At 44.7% G+C, this 16,498-nt stretch carries 11 protein-coding genes; 4 read left to right on the top strand and 7 right to left on the bottom strand.

Going from position 1 to position 16,498, the window contains the following annotated elements; genetic code table 11:
* Positions 1–137: 137 nt before the first annotated feature.
* From U2P89_RS03745 to U2P89_RS03720, 6 genes are all read right to left on the bottom strand, one after another.
* The gene (locus tag U2P89_RS03745; protein ID WP_322190670.1) at positions 138–1,394 is read right to left on the bottom strand and encodes an ABC transporter permease; all 1,257 of its coding nucleotides are present in this window, start codon (positions 1,392–1,394) and stop codon (positions 138–140) included.
* 8 nt (positions 1,395–1,402) lie between these two features.
* A complete protein-coding gene (locus tag U2P89_RS03740) occupies positions 1,403–2,689 on the bottom strand; it encodes an ABC transporter permease (RefSeq protein ID WP_322190669.1) in 1,287 nt (428 codons plus the stop codon).
* Positions 2,690–2,704: 15 nt separating this feature from the next.
* Entirely contained in the window at positions 2,705–3,379 is a 675-nt protein-coding gene (locus U2P89_RS03735) for an ABC transporter ATP-binding protein (protein ID WP_416188611.1), read from the bottom strand.
* A 217-nt stretch (positions 3,380–3,596) separates the two neighbouring features.
* Positions 3,597–4,844: an efflux RND transporter periplasmic adaptor subunit gene (locus tag U2P89_RS03730; RefSeq protein WP_322190668.1), complete on the bottom strand. Its 1,248-nt coding sequence runs from the start codon at positions 4,842–4,844 to the stop codon at positions 3,597–3,599.
* A 165-nt stretch (positions 4,845–5,009) separates the two neighbouring features.
* Positions 5,010–6,344, bottom strand: coding sequence for a dicarboxylate/amino acid:cation symporter (locus U2P89_RS03725; protein ID WP_322190667.1), 1,335 nt, complete (start codon positions 6,342–6,344; stop codon positions 5,010–5,012).
* Positions 6,345–6,350: 6 nt separating this feature from the next.
* Complete coding sequence (locus tag U2P89_RS03720; RefSeq protein ID WP_091906971.1) at positions 6,351–6,701, bottom strand: DUF488 domain-containing protein; 351 nt, start codon at positions 6,699–6,701, stop codon at positions 6,351–6,353.
* A gap of 259 nt (positions 6,702–6,960) precedes the next feature.
* Between U2P89_RS03720 and U2P89_RS03715 the strand changes: the two genes are divergently transcribed.
* On the top strand, positions 6,961–9,105 hold the full coding sequence (locus U2P89_RS03715) for a S9 family peptidase (protein ID WP_322190666.1): 2,145 nt from the start codon (positions 6,961–6,963) through the stop codon (positions 9,103–9,105).
* A gap of 17 nt (positions 9,106–9,122) precedes the next feature.
* A complete protein-coding gene (locus U2P89_RS03710; RefSeq protein WP_322190665.1) occupies positions 9,123–10,022 on the top strand; it encodes a cation diffusion facilitator family transporter in 900 nt (299 codons plus the stop codon).
* On the opposite strand, the gene speA is transcribed toward U2P89_RS03710, so the two are convergent.
* Entirely contained in the window at positions 10,010–11,908 is a 1,899-nt protein-coding gene (speA, locus tag U2P89_RS03705; protein WP_322190664.1) for a biosynthetic arginine decarboxylase, read from the bottom strand. The genes U2P89_RS03710 and speA overlap by 13 nt on opposite strands.
* Positions 11,909–12,162: 254 nt before the next feature.
* On the opposite strand from speA, the gene U2P89_RS03700 reads away from it, so the two are divergent.
* Together U2P89_RS03700 and U2P89_RS03695 are read left to right on the top strand one after the other, a co-directional pair.
* Complete coding sequence (locus U2P89_RS03700) at positions 12,163–13,428, top strand: serpin family protein (protein WP_322190663.1); 1,266 nt, start codon at positions 12,163–12,165, stop codon at positions 13,426–13,428.
* Positions 13,429–13,891: 463 nt separating this feature from the next.
* Entirely contained in the window at positions 13,892–16,429 is a 2,538-nt protein-coding gene (locus U2P89_RS03695; protein WP_322190662.1) for an adenosylcobalamin-dependent ribonucleoside-diphosphate reductase, read from the top strand.
* The last annotated feature ends 69 nt before the right edge of the window (positions 16,430–16,498 follow it).

The raw sequence follows: 16,498 nt of genomic DNA, 5'->3' as shown, positions 1-16,498 counted from the left end.
GACTTTTAGTCGGAATCGAACCTATGGATTTTCAATCCATAGTGGTTCAGTTTAATTACCAATTACCAGTTACTAATTACCAATTATCAAATCGTAAAATCATCACATTTTGGCACATTAATTAGCACATCATCATACTACTCATCCCGCAATGCTGTTGCCGGCGGTACTTTTACCGCTTTAAGGGCGGGAATTCGTATGCCGAGAACAATCATTATTATCAAAAGGATATATGTAATGGCAAAGCCAATAAAATACCTTCCGGGGGTGAAATGCATAAGGTAAGTAGCAAATATCCCTTCTCTGCCGAGTATATAGATCACGATCATTGTCGGAACCATTGCCGTTGTGAGTAGTAGCAAGCCTTCGATGTAAAATTTTCTCAGTACCTGTTTGGGAGTATCACCCAGCGAAACACGCAGGCCAATTTCACTCCGTCGGTGTTGTGTCCTGAACCAGAATATTCCGGTAATCCCCAGGAAAATATTGACCAGCAAAAAGAAGACAATAAACATCCTCATTTTCAGATCGTTAATGTCGTCTTTCTGAAATGCTTTTTTATTGATGGGTATTGATTGTATTTCTCCCAGATAATAGTTGCCGAGACGCAATTGTTGGGTCATACTCTCCCGGAAACGACGGATAAAATCATGATCTTCTTCGGGTGTTACCCGCACGCAGAATTCCAGACCGCCGACCCATTCGCCGGTGAAAGTTTTGAGGAAGTCATTGTCTATACGTTGTGCAAAATAAGAATTCCAATTGGAGAAATTGTCATACCGGACTACCCTGGAAACAGCTCCCACTCTGTATAGTTGAGCAGAGTCACTCTTCTCGAAGGATACCTGTTTCCCGACCGGCGGTTCATCGTGGGGAAAGAGCTCTTTGGCCACTCCGGGTGAGATCACCAACTCATTGCGTTCCAGTGCTTGCACCAGTTCATCGGTACTCCCGTTCTCCGCCTGGTATTTGAATACTCTGAAAAAGTTGGGTGTGACCGTCCGGTTTAGTACACTATATTTCGTACTGAGTGTATCCCGGTGGATATTTCGCGATCTGTTACTTCCGATATGAGGGCTGGAGTGGAATGATATGCTTGCCGCTTCAATCATCGGATTCCGCTGGATGTGTTCCAACGCTGTGTATAGATATCCTACAGCAGTTTCAGTGGATATATCTTTTACATACTCATAGCTGCTTTCATTTAATAATCCCAGGCGCATGATATAGGTATGCTCCGTATCGAAACCTAATGGCTTGTAGTAATTATTCAGCGTTACATACACGTTATCTACTATATACCAAAGGAAGAGGGCGACAATCAGCAACTCTATCCATAAACCGATATTTTGCTTGCGTTCGTTTTTGATGATCGTGAGGATATGCTTAAACATAATATGATTTATTTTGAGTGAATAGAATCTACGATGGGCTTGTGTGATACGTTCCGTGCGGGAATAAATGCAGATAGCGTGTTGAGTAACAGGCAAAACAGAAGTGCGTATAGGAAAATAGCGGGACTGAGCAATGAAACAGGGTTGAGGGTGACCTCGCCCAAATGGAATGCCATATCACTGTTTTCATAAATTATTCCTTTCAGGGCATAAGCGGCAATGTAGGAGAAAATTAAACCTAATGCACCGCCTAACAGTGTTTGCAGCATACTTTCCCACATCACTTGTGAAAGCAGGTTTTTCTGAGAGGCTCCAAAGGCCCGCCTTACTCCGAGTTCGGAGAGGCGTTTTCTCATCCTTGAATTCATCATTCCCGATAAGTTGATGGCTGGAACGATCAACAAAAGCACCAGTACAATGACCGATTGTCGTACGATTGATTTCATATCAGGTTCCTGGTTTGCCCATTTACGATGTAAAAAGACGAAATGGGTATCTGGTTGATTGCGATAGAAGGCTTCGTAGGTAGTCGTTCCGTCGTTGTATTTTTTACGAAGTATTTCCGCTTCCTCCTTTATTGCCGGAAAATCTCTTTTGTGTTTTGCCAGAATAAATACTCTGCAGGAGCCGCTTATTCCCTCTGTACCCCCTTCCGGAAGAATTTTGGTAGTGATCGGCATCCATATCTGCGAGTAAGCGGCCGTTGCCAGTGCAGAGACATCTTTTACCACACCGCTTACTGTAAACTCCGCGTAATCGATCAAAATGCGTTGTCCGGAAACAATTGTGGTACCGAATGTTTTGAGGGCTACTTTTTCAGTGATGACGACTTTCCGTAATCCGGCGTCTACATCGGCCTTTGTGTACGGTTTACCATCAATGAATATGAAATCGAATACCTGCCAGAAATCCTCGTCGGTAAGCATTTTATCATAATTCTCAGCTATATTCTGGCCCGGCATGGCTACCATAGCCGATGGTGCAAAAGCTGACACAATAGAGACTGCCTCAGGTGTTTCCAGTGCTTTGAAGCATGATTTGGCGAAACCGTAACCCATAGGGCCGTTGGACGAGCCAGTGTTCGTCGAATTTTTTTCCCTGCTTGACATCCATTTCACGTACAGCATTCGATCCCGGTTGGTTTCGGGCGGATAGGGGGCATTTTTTACCTGATGCGACATCACGATCACCATGATCATGCAGATCGCTAATGCTGTGCCAATAATGGAAATGGCACTTAATACTGGATTCTCTTTCAGTAGCCGCCACGCCTGTTTGAAATATTGTTGAATCATTTTTTTAGATTTTCTTTATGAGATCTGTCGACCGTCGAGGAAGCGGATGATACGTGAAGTTTCTTTGGCCTTGCTTTCGTCGTGCGTTACCATCACGATGGTACGACCGTCTTCGCGGTTGAGTTTGTGAAGTAGGTCCATTACTTCAGCGCCCATTTTCGAATCAAGGTTTCCTGTCGGCTCATCGGCAAGTATAATCGACGGGTTACCGATGACGGCGCGGGCGATGGCTACGCGCTGGCACTGTCCGCCCGATAGTTGTGTGGGAAAATGGCGCATCCGGTGTGACAGGCCGACGCGTGTAAGTACCTCCTCTGCCAGCCGGCGACGCTCGCGTGCTCCCGTCTTGCGATAAAGTAGAGGAAGTTCTACATTATCGAGCACATTGAGTGAATTGATCAGGTGGAAGCTCTGAAACACAAAGCCCAGGTTTTCGTTGCGGAACCTGGCTAGTTCACGGTCTTTCATTTCAGCTGTTTCTTTGCCGTCGATAATTACTTTTCCGGATGTGGGTGCATCGAGCAAGCCCATCACGTTGAGAAGAGTCGATTTGCCGCACCCCGACGGTCCCATTACGGCCAGGAATTCACCTTTCCTCACTTCGAGGTTCACGTTTTCCAATGCTACGGTTTCAATCTCTTCTGTACGGTAAATTTTGTGTACTTTGTCCAATAAAATCATCGTTTCCATTTTGTCATTTATTTGTTTAAATATTACTTCTTCTTGGGAGCCAAGACTAAACCAATGTGCTAATTTATTAATATGTCAAACAACGTTCAACGGAACGAAGTGTAGTTAATGTGCCAATGAAATTTATCTACCAATTTAATCATTAAATTATTGTTTACATTGGTCTCATTGGCATGTTGGCATGTAGCCACATTGGCACATTGGTCTCATTGGCATTTTATTCAGACACTTTCAACCTGCTCTTATCCCTGTACCGGTTCATATCGGATACTACTACGCGGTCGCCCGGTTCCAGACCGGAGATCACTTCGACATATTGATAATTGCTTTCGCCTAATTGTACTTTTCGTTTTTCAAGGGTACCGCCATTCAGTACAAACAGTTCATACGTGCCCTGACCACTGTAATATGTGCCGTTGTCAATACGTAATACGTCCTCCTTGACGGCATTCATCACATAAACATCGGTACGTAATCCCGACCGCAATCGTTGGTTATCGGGATCATCCAATTGCACGGTGAACTGGATCACACCATTTTTCGACAGTGGGGTGACGTTGCTGACAACCCCCGTCAATTCATCACTTCCGATCCTTACGACAGACTTGCTTCCAACAGAAATACGGTCACCGTAACTGTCGGCAATCTCGCCATCGATACGGAACTGTGACAGGTCTGACAGGATAGCTACCTCTATTCCCTGTCCCACACGGGCGCCCACCTGATTATTGATATAAGTGAGTATGGCTTTCCGTGGAGAGCGGATCTGTGCATCTTCAAGGATACGTTTGGTTTCTGCCAATGATTTGCGGAAAATTTCGAGTTCCAACTCCTGTACACGCAATTCTGCATCGGCCACCTTACGGTCGTTCTCGAATTTTTTGCGTGCCTGCTCTTGTTCCAACTTTGCTACGTTGTAACTGATCTCCACCTCACGGACCTTATCAGTGGTACCCGCTCCAATACTGTCGAGGTATTTCTCATTGACCACTTCTACAGCCATCTTATCGATCTGCATGTCGTTCACTTTTAGTTGCATTTCCATATCACTGAGAGTACTGCTGTTCTTGATGCGCTGTTGTTCAATACGGTACTGGCGCATCTGTAGCTCGTCCAGCATTTTGCGGTAGTCGGTCTCGATACTTTGGAGGTCGAGTTGTAACAAGGGGGTACCTACATCCACCGAGTCGCCGGCTCTCTTATGCACTTTCATGATACGGCTCTCAATGGGGGCAATGATTGTCTCTTCAAATGCCGGCATCACTTTACCCGATGCACTTGCTGTGACTTCGATCGTACCTTTATCGACGGAGGATAGTTGGATATTTTTTACTGGTATGCTATCCCGGAGCAAAGAGATGATTACGAATATGGCAACTACAGAAGAAAGGATAATCGTACCATATTTGATCCACCTTTTTCTTTTCTCTTTGAGGAGAACATCTTTGGGTATTTTTCTGTCCATATATGTTGTCTGTTTTGCTTTATTAAAGACAAAACGCATGCCATAAATATAATACGCTGATTATTAGGATTGAATGTGGAGATTAAGTGTCCGTTTCCGAACAGTTCTGTACGGAAGCGGACACTTGGAAAGATGTAGAGATGTAACTACGGAAAAGAAGAAGGATTAGTGCAGGGATATATCATTCTGATTATGGAGTGGATTTTCTTCCTTTTGTACAGAATGATGTAATTTGCCGAGTGATTTGGCTACCACTACCGATACCATGGAGTCACCTGTGATATTGATTACTGTGCGGCACATGTCGAGAGGGCGGTCAATAGCGAAGATCAATGCAAGGCCGATTGCCAGTTTATCGGCAGGAAATCCGATAGACTCCAGTACGATCACCAGCATGATCATACCGGTACCGGGTACGGCTGCCGCACCGATAGAGGCCAGCAAGGCAGTCAGAATAATGGTCAACTGGTCGGAGAAATCCAGTGGGAAATGGAGTGCCTGTGCAATGAACACAGCAGCTACCGACTGATAGAGGCTCGTACCGTCCATATTGATGGTAGCTCCCACAGGGAGTACGAAACTTGATACCTCATTGTCCACTCCCAGGTGATCCGTCACCCGTTCCATTGTCACCGGCAGTGTGGCGGCACTTGAGCTGGTGGAGAAAGCGAGAAGTTGTGCAGGGGCAATCCCCTTGATAAACCAACCGGGACTCTTTCCGGTATAAAGATAGACCACAATCAGGTAGAAGCAGAGCATCAGTATAAGCCCCAATAGCACTGTAGCACCATAAAAGAGCAGTTTCTGGAGTATCTCTACATTGTCGGAGCTGACCACGATTTGAGCCAGAAGTGCAAATACGGCAAAGGGAGCCATCAGCATGATCAGGTTGACCATCTTCAACACAATTTCGTTTAACCCTGTGATCAGTTTGGCAACCGGCCTCGCCCTCTCCGGGTCAATCAGCAGCATACTGATCCCAAAAATAATGGAGAAGAATATCACCTGCAGCATCAGGCTGTTATCGCCGAAAGCTGTGAAAATGTTCTCGGGTACCAAATTGACCAGAAAATCCAACGGGCCACTGTCCTGCTGTTCGGCTGCCTGTATATTGGAGGAGATGGATGCATTGCCGGCGTATGTCTCTGTCAACTCGTCGATGGTCTCCTGTGAAATCCCCGCTCCCGGTTTTAACGTATTGACCAAAAGCAATCCTATGATGATAGCCGTGGCAGTAGTATTGATATATAGAATGATGGTGCGGACTCCGATATTCCGGAATCTCGATATGTCTTTCAGGTCGGATATCCCTTTTACCAATGAGGTGAAAATTAAGGGGATGGCGATCAACTTCAGCAGCCGGATAAAAATTGTGCCGAAAGGTGCGATCCAGTCGCTCACAAACTGTTTCCCCCAACTAAAATTACTTACCAGTACACCGAACAAGATGCCGAACACCATTCCTATCACTATCTTCCAATGCAGGGGGAGTTTTTTCACTATTTATTATGATTTTGTATTTAATTCTTCCAATAATACCAGCGCATGGGTATGCGCCTCATCCTTCCCGGCATAGAGTAATGTCACCTGTTTATGCTTTTTTTCGAGCTCTTTTATCCGGTTCAGTTGCTCTTTCTCGCCGGACAGTTCTTTCCGGTACCGTTCACCGAACTCTTCCCACTTTGCGGGATCATGTTGGAACCATTTCCTTAATTCTGTAGATGGAGCAATTTCTTTTAACCAGAGATCCACATGGGCGTTTTCTTTGGATATGCCGCGCGGCCATAGCCGGTCTATCAGTATACGATATCCGTCATCATCGCCCAATTGATCATATATACGTTTAATCCGGATCATAATGCTCTGTTTATAAACGTTTATTTACCCTTCAGGTAAGTTGGGTTGCCACTTTATAACAAAAGGATAAATAGAATGTTCAATATTTTTCACATAAATTTTGGATTTATGGTTTGTATATCACAGCTATTTTGCCGGTTCGTGTTGTTTTCAGAAAAAATCATGTAATTTTGCCTTACGAACCCGATAGAAGAGTCAATATAATGGTGAAATGACCCGGTAAATCGGACGATTGAATAAACAGAAATAAAATAATCGCATGAGACATATTAATTTGGTGATTGTGAGTGTTATTACACTTATGGTCGTATCGTGCAATCTTAAAAAAGAAGAAGTGAAGATTTTGAAACAATCCGATTTTCCCGCTCCTCCGGTAGCGGAAGTGATTCCCGATACGTTTATCAATTTCGGGCAACAGCGTGTCGACAACTATTATTGGTTGAAAGACAAAAACAACCCGAAGGTAATTGATTACCTCAATGCCGAGAATATCTATACAGATAGCATAATGGCCTCTACCAAAGCGCTTCAGCAGACCATTTTTGATGAGATTGTAGGTAGAATGAAAGAGGATGATGAGAGTTATCCCTCGTTTAAGGATGGTTATTACTACTATAGCCGCACTGAAAAAGGGAAACAGTATCGCACCTATTGTCGTCGTAAAGGGGCGATGGAATCCCCGGAAGAGATTATTTTCGATGTGAATGCGATGGCCGAAGGGAAACCTGCATTTATTTTCAGAGGCTATTCTATCAGTCCGGATAACAGCAAGGCGGTTTATTTCTATAATGAGACCGGTTCATATGCCGAATTCACGATGAAGGTCAAAGACCTTGCTTCGGGTGAAGATGTAGGGTTTTCGATGGATGGCGTTGCCTCGGTAGCATGGGCTAACGACAACAGGACGCTTTTCTACAGCCTGATCGACCAGACATTACGATCTTCTAAAATATACAGGCAACAACTGGATGCGACAGCAGGTGAGTTGGTATATGAAGAGACGGATGCCCGTTTTGGCACTTACGTCTACGGTAGCAAGACCAGGCAGCATATTTTTATTGCCAGTGCAAGTTCTACCACATCCGAAGAGAGATATATCTCTGCCGACCGGCCTGCCGATCCGTTTAAAGTGTTCCTTCCCCGCGTGCAGGATGTGGAGTATAGTGTTTATCCGCATAAGGACAAGTTTTTTGTGCGTTATAAAGACAAAGAGAATCTTAACGGTATGATCTACGAAATGCCGCTCACCGGCTATGAAGATCGTGCTACCTGGAAACTGTTTATGCCCCATGATAAAAATGTCCGTATAGAATCGATCGATATACTGAAAGATCATGTGTTGCTCGAGTTAAGGAAAAACGGACTGGCTGAAATTCAGATCAAACCGGTGTCCGGAGAGGGAAAAACGGAAACGATTGCTTTTCCCGAACCGGTCTATACGGCATCACTCAGCGGTAATCCCGAATATGATGCCGTCACTTTCCGGTATTCGTATACGTCGCTTAACCGCCCCACTACTTTATACGAATATAACATAGAGACAAAAGAAACGGAAAAACTGAAAGAACAGGAAGTGCCTTCCGGATTCAACCCTGATGATTATACAGTGGAACGGCTTTGGGCGACCGCTCCCGACGGAGTGCAGGTTCCGATGGCTGTCGTTTACAAGAAAGGATTGAAGAAAGATGGCAGCAATCCCGCGTTGCTCTATTCCTATGGAAGTTACGGAATAAGTTCCGATGTTTACTTCAGTGCGAGCATGTACAGCCTGATCGATCGCGGTTTTGTGTACGCCGTTGCCCAGATCCGTGGAGGAAGTGACCTGGGTGAGCAATGGTATGAAGATGGCAAACTGTTGCATAAAAAGAATACCTTTACCGATTTTATCGCCTGCAGCGAAAAACTGATACAGGATGGTTATACATCTTCCTACAAACTGGCCGCCATGGGGGGAAGTGCAGGGGGATTGCTGATGGGTGCCGTGGCGAATATGCGTCCGGACCTTTACCAGACTATCGTAGCGCAGGTACCGTTTGTCGATGTAGTCAACACTATGCTCGACGATACGCTGCCACTCACCACAGGTGAATATGAAGAGTGGGGGAACCCCAATGAAGAGGAATATTACAACTATATCCTTTCTTACTCACCCTATGATAATATCACCGCGCAGGATTATCCCAATATATTGATTACCGGCGGTATAAACGATTCGCAGGTGCTTTTCCACGAACCGGCCAAATATGCGGCTAAACTGCGTGCAATGAAGACGGATGATAATATCCTGTTACTTCATATGAATATGGATTCAGGCCATGGAGGTGCTACGGGGCGATATGATGGTATCAAAGATACTGCCTTTGAGTTTGCCTTTATCCTGAATCGTGTCGGGATCGATAAATAGACAGAGTTGAGTTAGTTATGCATGCACATCAGCACCACCATCACGATCATCACTACGGACACACGGATGTAAAGAATATCAGGGCGGCTTTTTTTCTGAATCTTTCTTTCACCATTATTGAGTTAGTCGGTGGTTTGATAACCAATAGTGTGGCAATCCTTTCGGATGCAGTCCATGATCTGGGCGATAGTTTTTCGCTCGGGCTGTCATGGTATTTCCAAAAAGTGGCAAAGAGACCCCGAACCAAGGAATACACCTATGGCTACAAACGTTTTTCGTTATTAGGTGCCGTGATCAATTCGGTGATACTGCTGGTGGGAAGTATCCTGATCCTGACGCATGCTATTCCCCGTCTGTTTAATCCTCAACATCCCGATGTGAAAGGGATGTTGTTACTTGCCGTTCTGGGAGTGATCATTAACGGGATGGCTGTCCTTCGGCTGAGGAAAGGAAGCTCAATCAACGAAAGGGTGGTGTCGCTACATCTCCTGGAAGATGTGCTGGGGTGGCTGGCGGTATTGATAGGTGCAGGGATCATGTATTTTGTCGACGCGCCATTTATCGATCCTCTCCTTTCCATTCTTATTTCTCTCTATATCCTTTATAATGTGTATAGAAATATCCGTCAAAGCTTGCGTATTATTTTGCAGGGGAGTCCTTCGCATCTTGATATGGAAGAAGTGAAACGGTCGCTACTGGGAATCGGGGAAGTGCAAGATGTACATGATCTCCATGCCTGGTCGGTAGACGGCGAATACAACGTAATGACCGTTCACGTGGTACTTCGTAGCGCTCTTCCGATGGAGGAACAACACCGACTAAAATTGGAGATCCGTGACAAACTGTTGTCAATGGGGGTACAGCACTGTACCATTGAGTTTGAAGTGGTGGACGAGGAATGCGCTTATTCCAGATAAGTGTATCCGTACAACCCCGACCGGTAGTTTGAGAGGAATTCTTTCCCTTCTTCTACCGAGATCTTCCCTTGTTTTACGGAGCTCATCACCCAGGTCTCCACGGTACGAACCAGTTTCTTGGGATTATATTGCGCATATTCCAGTACTTCCGCTACTGACTCACCATCGATTACCTGATCGATCTTATATCCGCTTTCGCCCGTAGAAACATGTACCACATTGGTGTCGCCGAACAGGTTATGCAGGTCGCCCAGAATTTCCTGATAAGCCCCCACCAGAAAAACACCTATATAATAGGATTCATCTTTTTTAAGAGAATGGACGGGAAGATAAGCAGAGCGGAATCCATCCTGCGAAGCAAAATTGGATATTTTCCCGTCCGAGTCGCAGGTGATATCCTGCAATGTGGCAGTCCTGTCGGGTTTCTCATCCAGCCGGTGAATAGGGATAATTGGAAATACCTGGTCGATGGCCCAGGAGTCGGGGAGCGACTGGAATAACGAGAAGTTACAGAAATATTTGTCAGGTAACAGGGTAGATAGTTGCCTTAGTTCTTCGGGGGCATGTTTGGCCCGGTTGCTGGTGATATTGATTTCCCGCACGATAGAGAAGTAGAGTTGCTCCATCTGTGCCCGGGTTTTCAAATCGAGCATGCCCAGACTGAATAGGTCGAGTGACTCTTCCCTTATTTGCTGTGCGTCGTGCCATGCTTCCAGCATCCGTGCCTGTGTAAGCGTATCCCAGATATTGTAGAGTTCTTTCACCAATTCATGGGCATCCTCTTCCAACTCCTGGTCCTCCGGCCATGCCGGTAAGGTAGCCGTTTCCAGTACTTCAAAGATTAATACCGAATGATGTGCCGTAAGTGCACGTCCCGATTCTGTGATGATGTCGGGGTGGGGTAGCTCGTTCTTGTTTGCCGCATCCACAAAAGCAAATACAGAGTCATTCACATATTCCTGAATAGAATAATTGATACTGTTTTCGGTAAAAGAGGAACGTGTACCGTCGTAATCGACACCCAATCCACCCCCTATATCTACATACTGGATCTTGAATCCCAGCGTATGTAGCTGGACGTAAAACTGGGCTGCTTCGCGCAATGCTGTTTTAATACGGCGTATTTTTGTGATCTGGCTTCCTATGTGAAAATGGATAAGCTGAAAACAGTCATCCATTTTGTTTGCCTTGAGCACCTCCAACGCTTCGAGCAGTTCACTTGAATTGAGGCCGAACTTGCTGCCGTCGCCGCCCGACTCTTCCCACTTGCCACTGCCGGAGCTGGCCAGTTTCACACGGATACCAATATTGGGTTTTACCTTTAGCCGCTTAGCGATCTGGATGGTCAGGTCGAGTTCATTCAGTTTCTCAACAACGATGAATACTTTCTTTCCCATCTTTTGTGCCAGCAGTGCCAGTTCTATATAACTTTCATCTTTATATCCGTTGCATATGATAAGAGAGTCATTATCGGTATTGATTGCCAGCACGGCATGGAGTTCCGGTTTGGATCCGGCTTCCAGTCCTATATTGAACCGTTTTCCACTGGAAACGATCTCTTCTACTACCTGTCGCATCTGGTTTACCTTGATAGGGTAGATGATGTAATTCTGGGCATTATATTCATACTCTTTCGATGCAATGGCGAAACTTTGAGATATCTTTTCAATACGGTTGTCCAGTATCTCGGGAAACCGTATCAATACGGGAGCTGAAACATCGCGCAGGTACAATTCACGCATTAGCTCGCTCAGGTCTACGCTATAGCCTCCCTGTTTACGTGGAGTTACCTGCACATGACCCTTTTCGTTGACGGAGAAATAACCGTTTCCCCAACCGTTGATATTATATAACTCTTCTGAGTCTTCAATACGCCATCTTCTCATTCCGACAGACAATAATTTAAAAGTGGTACATAAATCAGACCAACCAGTGTAAAACCTGATCAATCAGCAGGCAAAAATACGCATTAATTTTATCATTTACAGTTACTGCAAGTAAAAGATCCCACTTTTCCTCCGTCCCTCCTTTTCACCTTTCCTCCTTTTCACCTTTTTTAATGGTCTTTTTGCAACAATTTGCCGTTTAAATACATCATATAAATATGTAAATGGAGAATGTTCACTTAAATATAACTGTTATGCTATCGAAGATCAACTCATTGTTATTAATGGTAATTATTACAAGCCTGTTTTGGGCTATGTCTTGTGATAAAAACGGCAGTGATGTGCGGGCCGGAGATCTCCCCGATCCCATCCGGATAGACCTGCGCTCGGCAGAGCGGCAGATGGTACGTGCAGACCAGACTTTTGCGTTTGAATTCTTTGAACATCTGTTTGTGGAAGAATCCCTCGGCGAAGACAATAATTTTATGGTTTCGCCGCTGAGCCTGAGCATGGCCCTTGCCATGACATGGAACGGTGCTGCCGGCAAAACAAAGGAGGCTATGCAGCAAACGCTGAAAATGGATGGATTTTCCGATGATGAACTCAATAGTTACTATAAAAAACTCAGGGAGGCTTTATTAAAAACAGATCCTTCCACTAAGTTATCAATTGCCAACGCTATTTTTACCAATCAATCCATTAAGATCAAGCCCGATTTTGTTAATACTAATCGCTCGTTCTATGAAGCGACTGTAGAAGGTGTCGATTTTACCCGTCCTGAAACCGTAGGTATTATTAATAAGTGGGCATCGGATAATACCAACGGTTTGATAGAGAAAGTGATAGAGAATACCAAACCTGAAGATCTGATGTATCTGCTTAATGCCATTTACTTTAAAGGTATATGGACTTCAGAATTTGACAAGAAGAACACTTCTGAAAGGCCGTTTACCTATGAAAATGGTACACGGAAAAATGTGGAGATGATGAAACAAACTGCAAAGTTTAATTATACCAATGATGGGAACCTCCAATTAGTACAACTTCCCTATGGTAATCAGGCTTTCAGTATGATGGTACTCCTGCCTGCAGAGGATAAAAAACTACAGGATGTGGTGGCAGTAACCCGTCAGGAGGGTTATTGGGAAAATTTGAAGTCGGGATTGCATGAGGCCGAGGTTGAACTCTCCTTACCTAAATTCAAAACAGAGTATAGTAAAAGGTTGAATGAGGTCCTTGCAAAAATGGGGATGGGGATCGCTTTTGCCAATGTGGCCGATTTTTCACGGATGAGTGATGCACCTGCTAAAATTGATTTCGTTAAACAGGATACCTATATCAGTACTGATGAGTTGGGTACCGAAGCGGCAGCTGTTACTACAATCGGGATGATAATGACCTCCCTTCCTGTAAATCCGGAAAAAGTGGTATTTAACGCTAATCGTCCTTTCCTTTATCTCATTCAGGAAAATTCCACCGGTGCCATTCTTTTTATGGGAGCGGTGAAAAATTTCGATTAACACATCTTTTTGTTACACCGTAGGTTTATTAATCTTGCGGGATACTTATCACTCAGTGGGTTTTGTCCCTTGAGTGATTTTTTTATTTATATTTTGCCGGTTATTTATGTTCTTTTCTTTACTTATTTATTTGTTTGAATTTCAATAGTGTTGTACCAAATGGAAAACTTTTTCTCTTTTTATCAAAATTAAATTATTTATTATCAGGTTGTTGTGAATTTTTTCGGAAAACTTTTGGTTTTTGTTGATAAAAAAATAGATAAAAATTTTGGATTCTTAGAAACTTTCCATAAACTTGCAAAACCAAAAAACCTTACTTTGGGAAATAGAGTGGTCTGTTTTGGAGAATAAGTGACATTTTAGGACATTTTCGTTAAGCAAGTGCAAAGTGAATTTATTTACTTTTCCGAGCGTAGAAATAGTCTAATTTTAATGAAGTTTTATATTATATAATTTTTTCCTGATGAAAAAGAAGACATACACTTTCGACGAAGCCTATAACGCCTCGTTAAGGTATTTCCAGGGCGATGAACTGGCGGCCAAGGTGTGGGTAAGCAAATACGCCCTCAAAGACAGTCAGGGTGATATCTATGAAAAGACGCCCGAAGATATGCATTGGCGTTTGGCCAAAGAAGTAGCCCGGATCGAAAAGAAATATGCCAATCCGTTGAGTGAAAAAGAACTGTTCGACTTGTTCGACCGTTTTCGTTATATCATTCCCCAGGGAAGCCCTATGACCGGTATCGGAAATGATTACCAGGTGGCCTCGTTATCAAATTGCTTTGTGATAGGGATGGATGGCGATGCCGATTCCTATGGCGCCATTATCCGTATCGACGAGGAGCAGGTACAATTAATGAAACGCCGCGGCGGGGTAGGGCACGACCTCTCTCATATCCGGCCGAAAGGATCGCCCGTAAAGAATTCGGCACTCACTTCCACTGGCTTGGTTCCTTTTATGGAACGCTACTCCAATTCCACGCGTGAAGTGGCACAGGACGGTCGTAGAGGTGCTCTGATGTTGAGCGTGTCTATCAAGCATCCCGACTCGGAAGATTTTATCAATGCCAAGTTGGAGCAGGGTAAAGTAACCGGAGCCAATATCTCGGTAAAAATCGATGATGGATTTATGGAAGCTGCATCAGAAGGAAAGCCCTATGTACAGAAGTTTCCTATTGATTCCGACAAACCGAAATATGAAAAAACGATTGATGCCGAGAGGTTGTGGAAAAAGATTGTGCACAATGCCTGGCAATCGGCCGAACCCGGTGTGCTGTTCTGGGATACCATCATCCGCGAGTCGATCCCCGACTGTTATGCCGACCTGGGTTTCAGAACCGTATCGACCAATCCGTGCGGTGAAATTCCGTTGTGTCCCTACGACAGTTGCCGCCTGTTGGCTATCAACCTCTATTCCTATGTGGTGAATCCCTTTAAGGAGGATGCTTATTTCGATTTCGAACTGTTTGGCAAGCATGTACGGTTGGCGCAACGTATCATGGACGATATCGTGGATCTGGAATCGGAAAAGATCGATATGATCCTCGAAAAAATAGAAGCCGACCCCGAATCGGAAGAAGTAAAATATTCCGAGCGTAATCTCTGGAAGAAGATCCAACTTAAAACCCTGCAAGGGCGTCGTACCGGTGTAGGTATCACTGCAGAGGGAGATATGCTCGCTGCATTGGGTATTCGTTATGGAACTGACGAGGGTAATGATTTCTCGGAAAAAGTACACCGTACAGTGGCACTCAATGCCTATGCCTCATCTGTGGAGATGGCAAAAGAGCGGGGTGCATTCGAAATATTCGATATAGAAAGAGAGAAAAACAATCCCTTTATCAATCGCCTGAAAGAGGCTGATCCTCAGCTGTATGAAGATATGGTGAAATACGGAAGGCGTAATATAGCCCTCCTTACCATCGCTCCTACAGGAACAACCAGTCTTATGTCGCAGACCACTTCGGGTATCGAGCCGGTCTTTTTGCCTGTTTATACCCGTCGTCGTAAGGTAAACCCCAATGACAAGGATGTGAAGATCGACTTCGTGGATGAGAACGGCGATTCATGGGAAGAATACACGGTGTTCCATCATAAATTCGTGACCTGGATGGAAGCCAAGGGCTATTCTACTACCAAACGCTACACCAACGAAGAAATCGATGAGATGGTGGCAAAATCACCCTATTATAAAGCTACCTCCAACGATGTGGACTGGCTGCAAAAGGTAAAGATGCAGGGAAGAGTGCAGAAATGGGTAGACCACTCAATTAGCGTGACTATCAACCTGCCGAATGATGTGACCGAGGAGCTGGTGGGCGAATTATACATGGAAGCGTGGAAGAGCGGTTGTAAAGGTTGTACGGTCTATCGCGACGGATCGCGGGCCGGTGTGCTTATCTCCAACGGTGACAAAAAAGAAGAAAAAGACGATGACTGTTACGAATTGCCGGCAATTGTCACCTCCCGTCCTGTTGAGTTGGAAGCCGATGTGATCAAGTTCCAGAATAATAAGGAGAAGTGGATCGCTTTCATCGGATTACATAATGGCAGGCCGTATGAGATCTTTACCGGTATCAACGATGAAGACGATGGTATCATGCTGCCTAAGACAGTTACCTCCGGGAAGATTATCAAGGCATATGACAGCGACGGCCGGAAGCATTATGATTTCCAGTTCCAGAACAGGCGTGGTTACAAGGTGACCATCGAAGGGCTGGATGGAAAGTTCAATCCTGAGTATTGGAACTATGCAAAGCTTATTTCCGGTGTGTTGCGTTACGGGATGCCTATCGACCAGGTGATCAAGCTGGTATCGGGGCTGGAACTCGACAGTGAGACTATCAACACTTGGAAGAACGGTGTGGAGCGCGCACTGAAGAAATACCTTCCCAACGAAACCGAAGCCAAAGGACAGAAGTGTCCCGTCTGCGGCCAGGAGACGTTGGTCTATCAGGAAGGATGCCTCAAATGTCGTAACTGCGGTGCATCCAAGTGCTAGTGATATATAATTTATCACTATTAACCGACAAAAACTCAATATTTGCCGGTTTTATTTTTATATCATTCA

Origin of the sequence: Proteiniphilum sp. (genome assembly GCF_034331125.1) — a bacterium.
GTDB classification, from domain to species: domain Bacteria; phylum Bacteroidota; class Bacteroidia; order Bacteroidales; family Dysgonomonadaceae; genus Proteiniphilum; species Proteiniphilum saccharofermentans.
The sequence above is the reverse complement of the archived record's forward strand: the minus strand, read 5'-3'. Positions and strand labels throughout refer to the sequence as shown.

What these genes read in the sequence shown, in the direction of transcription:
- U2P89_RS03745 (WP_322190670.1), bottom strand. Translation starts at nt 1,394, where the DNA reads ATGTTTAAGCATATCCTCACGATCATCAAAAACGAACGCAAGCAAAAT.
- U2P89_RS03740 (WP_322190669.1), bottom strand. Translation starts at nt 2,689, where the DNA reads ATGATTCAACAATATTTCAAACAGGCGTGGCGGCTACTGAAAGAGAAT.
- U2P89_RS03735 (WP_416188611.1), bottom strand. Translation starts at nt 3,379, where the DNA reads ATGGAAACGATGATTTTATTGGACAAAGTACACAAAATTTACCGTACA.
- U2P89_RS03730 (WP_322190668.1), bottom strand. Translation starts at nt 4,844, where the DNA reads ATGGACAGAAAAATACCCAAAGATGTTCTCCTCAAAGAGAAAAGAAAA.
- U2P89_RS03720 (WP_091906971.1), bottom strand. Translation starts at nt 6,701, where the DNA reads ATGATCCGGATTAAACGTATATATGATCAATTGGGCGATGATGACGGA.
- U2P89_RS03715 (WP_322190666.1), top strand. Translation starts at nt 6,961, where the DNA reads ATGAGACATATTAATTTGGTGATTGTGAGTGTTATTACACTTATGGTC.
- U2P89_RS03710 (WP_322190665.1), top strand. Translation starts at nt 9,123, where the DNA reads ATGCATGCACATCAGCACCACCATCACGATCATCACTACGGACACACG.
- speA (WP_322190664.1), bottom strand. Translation starts at nt 11,908, where the DNA reads ATGAGAAGATGGCGTATTGAAGACTCAGAAGAGTTATATAATATCAAC.
- U2P89_RS03700 (WP_322190663.1), top strand. Translation starts at nt 12,163, where the DNA reads ATGCTATCGAAGATCAACTCATTGTTATTAATGGTAATTATTACAAGC.
- U2P89_RS03695 (WP_322190662.1), top strand. Translation starts at nt 13,892, where the DNA reads ATGAAAAAGAAGACATACACTTTCGACGAAGCCTATAACGCCTCGTTA.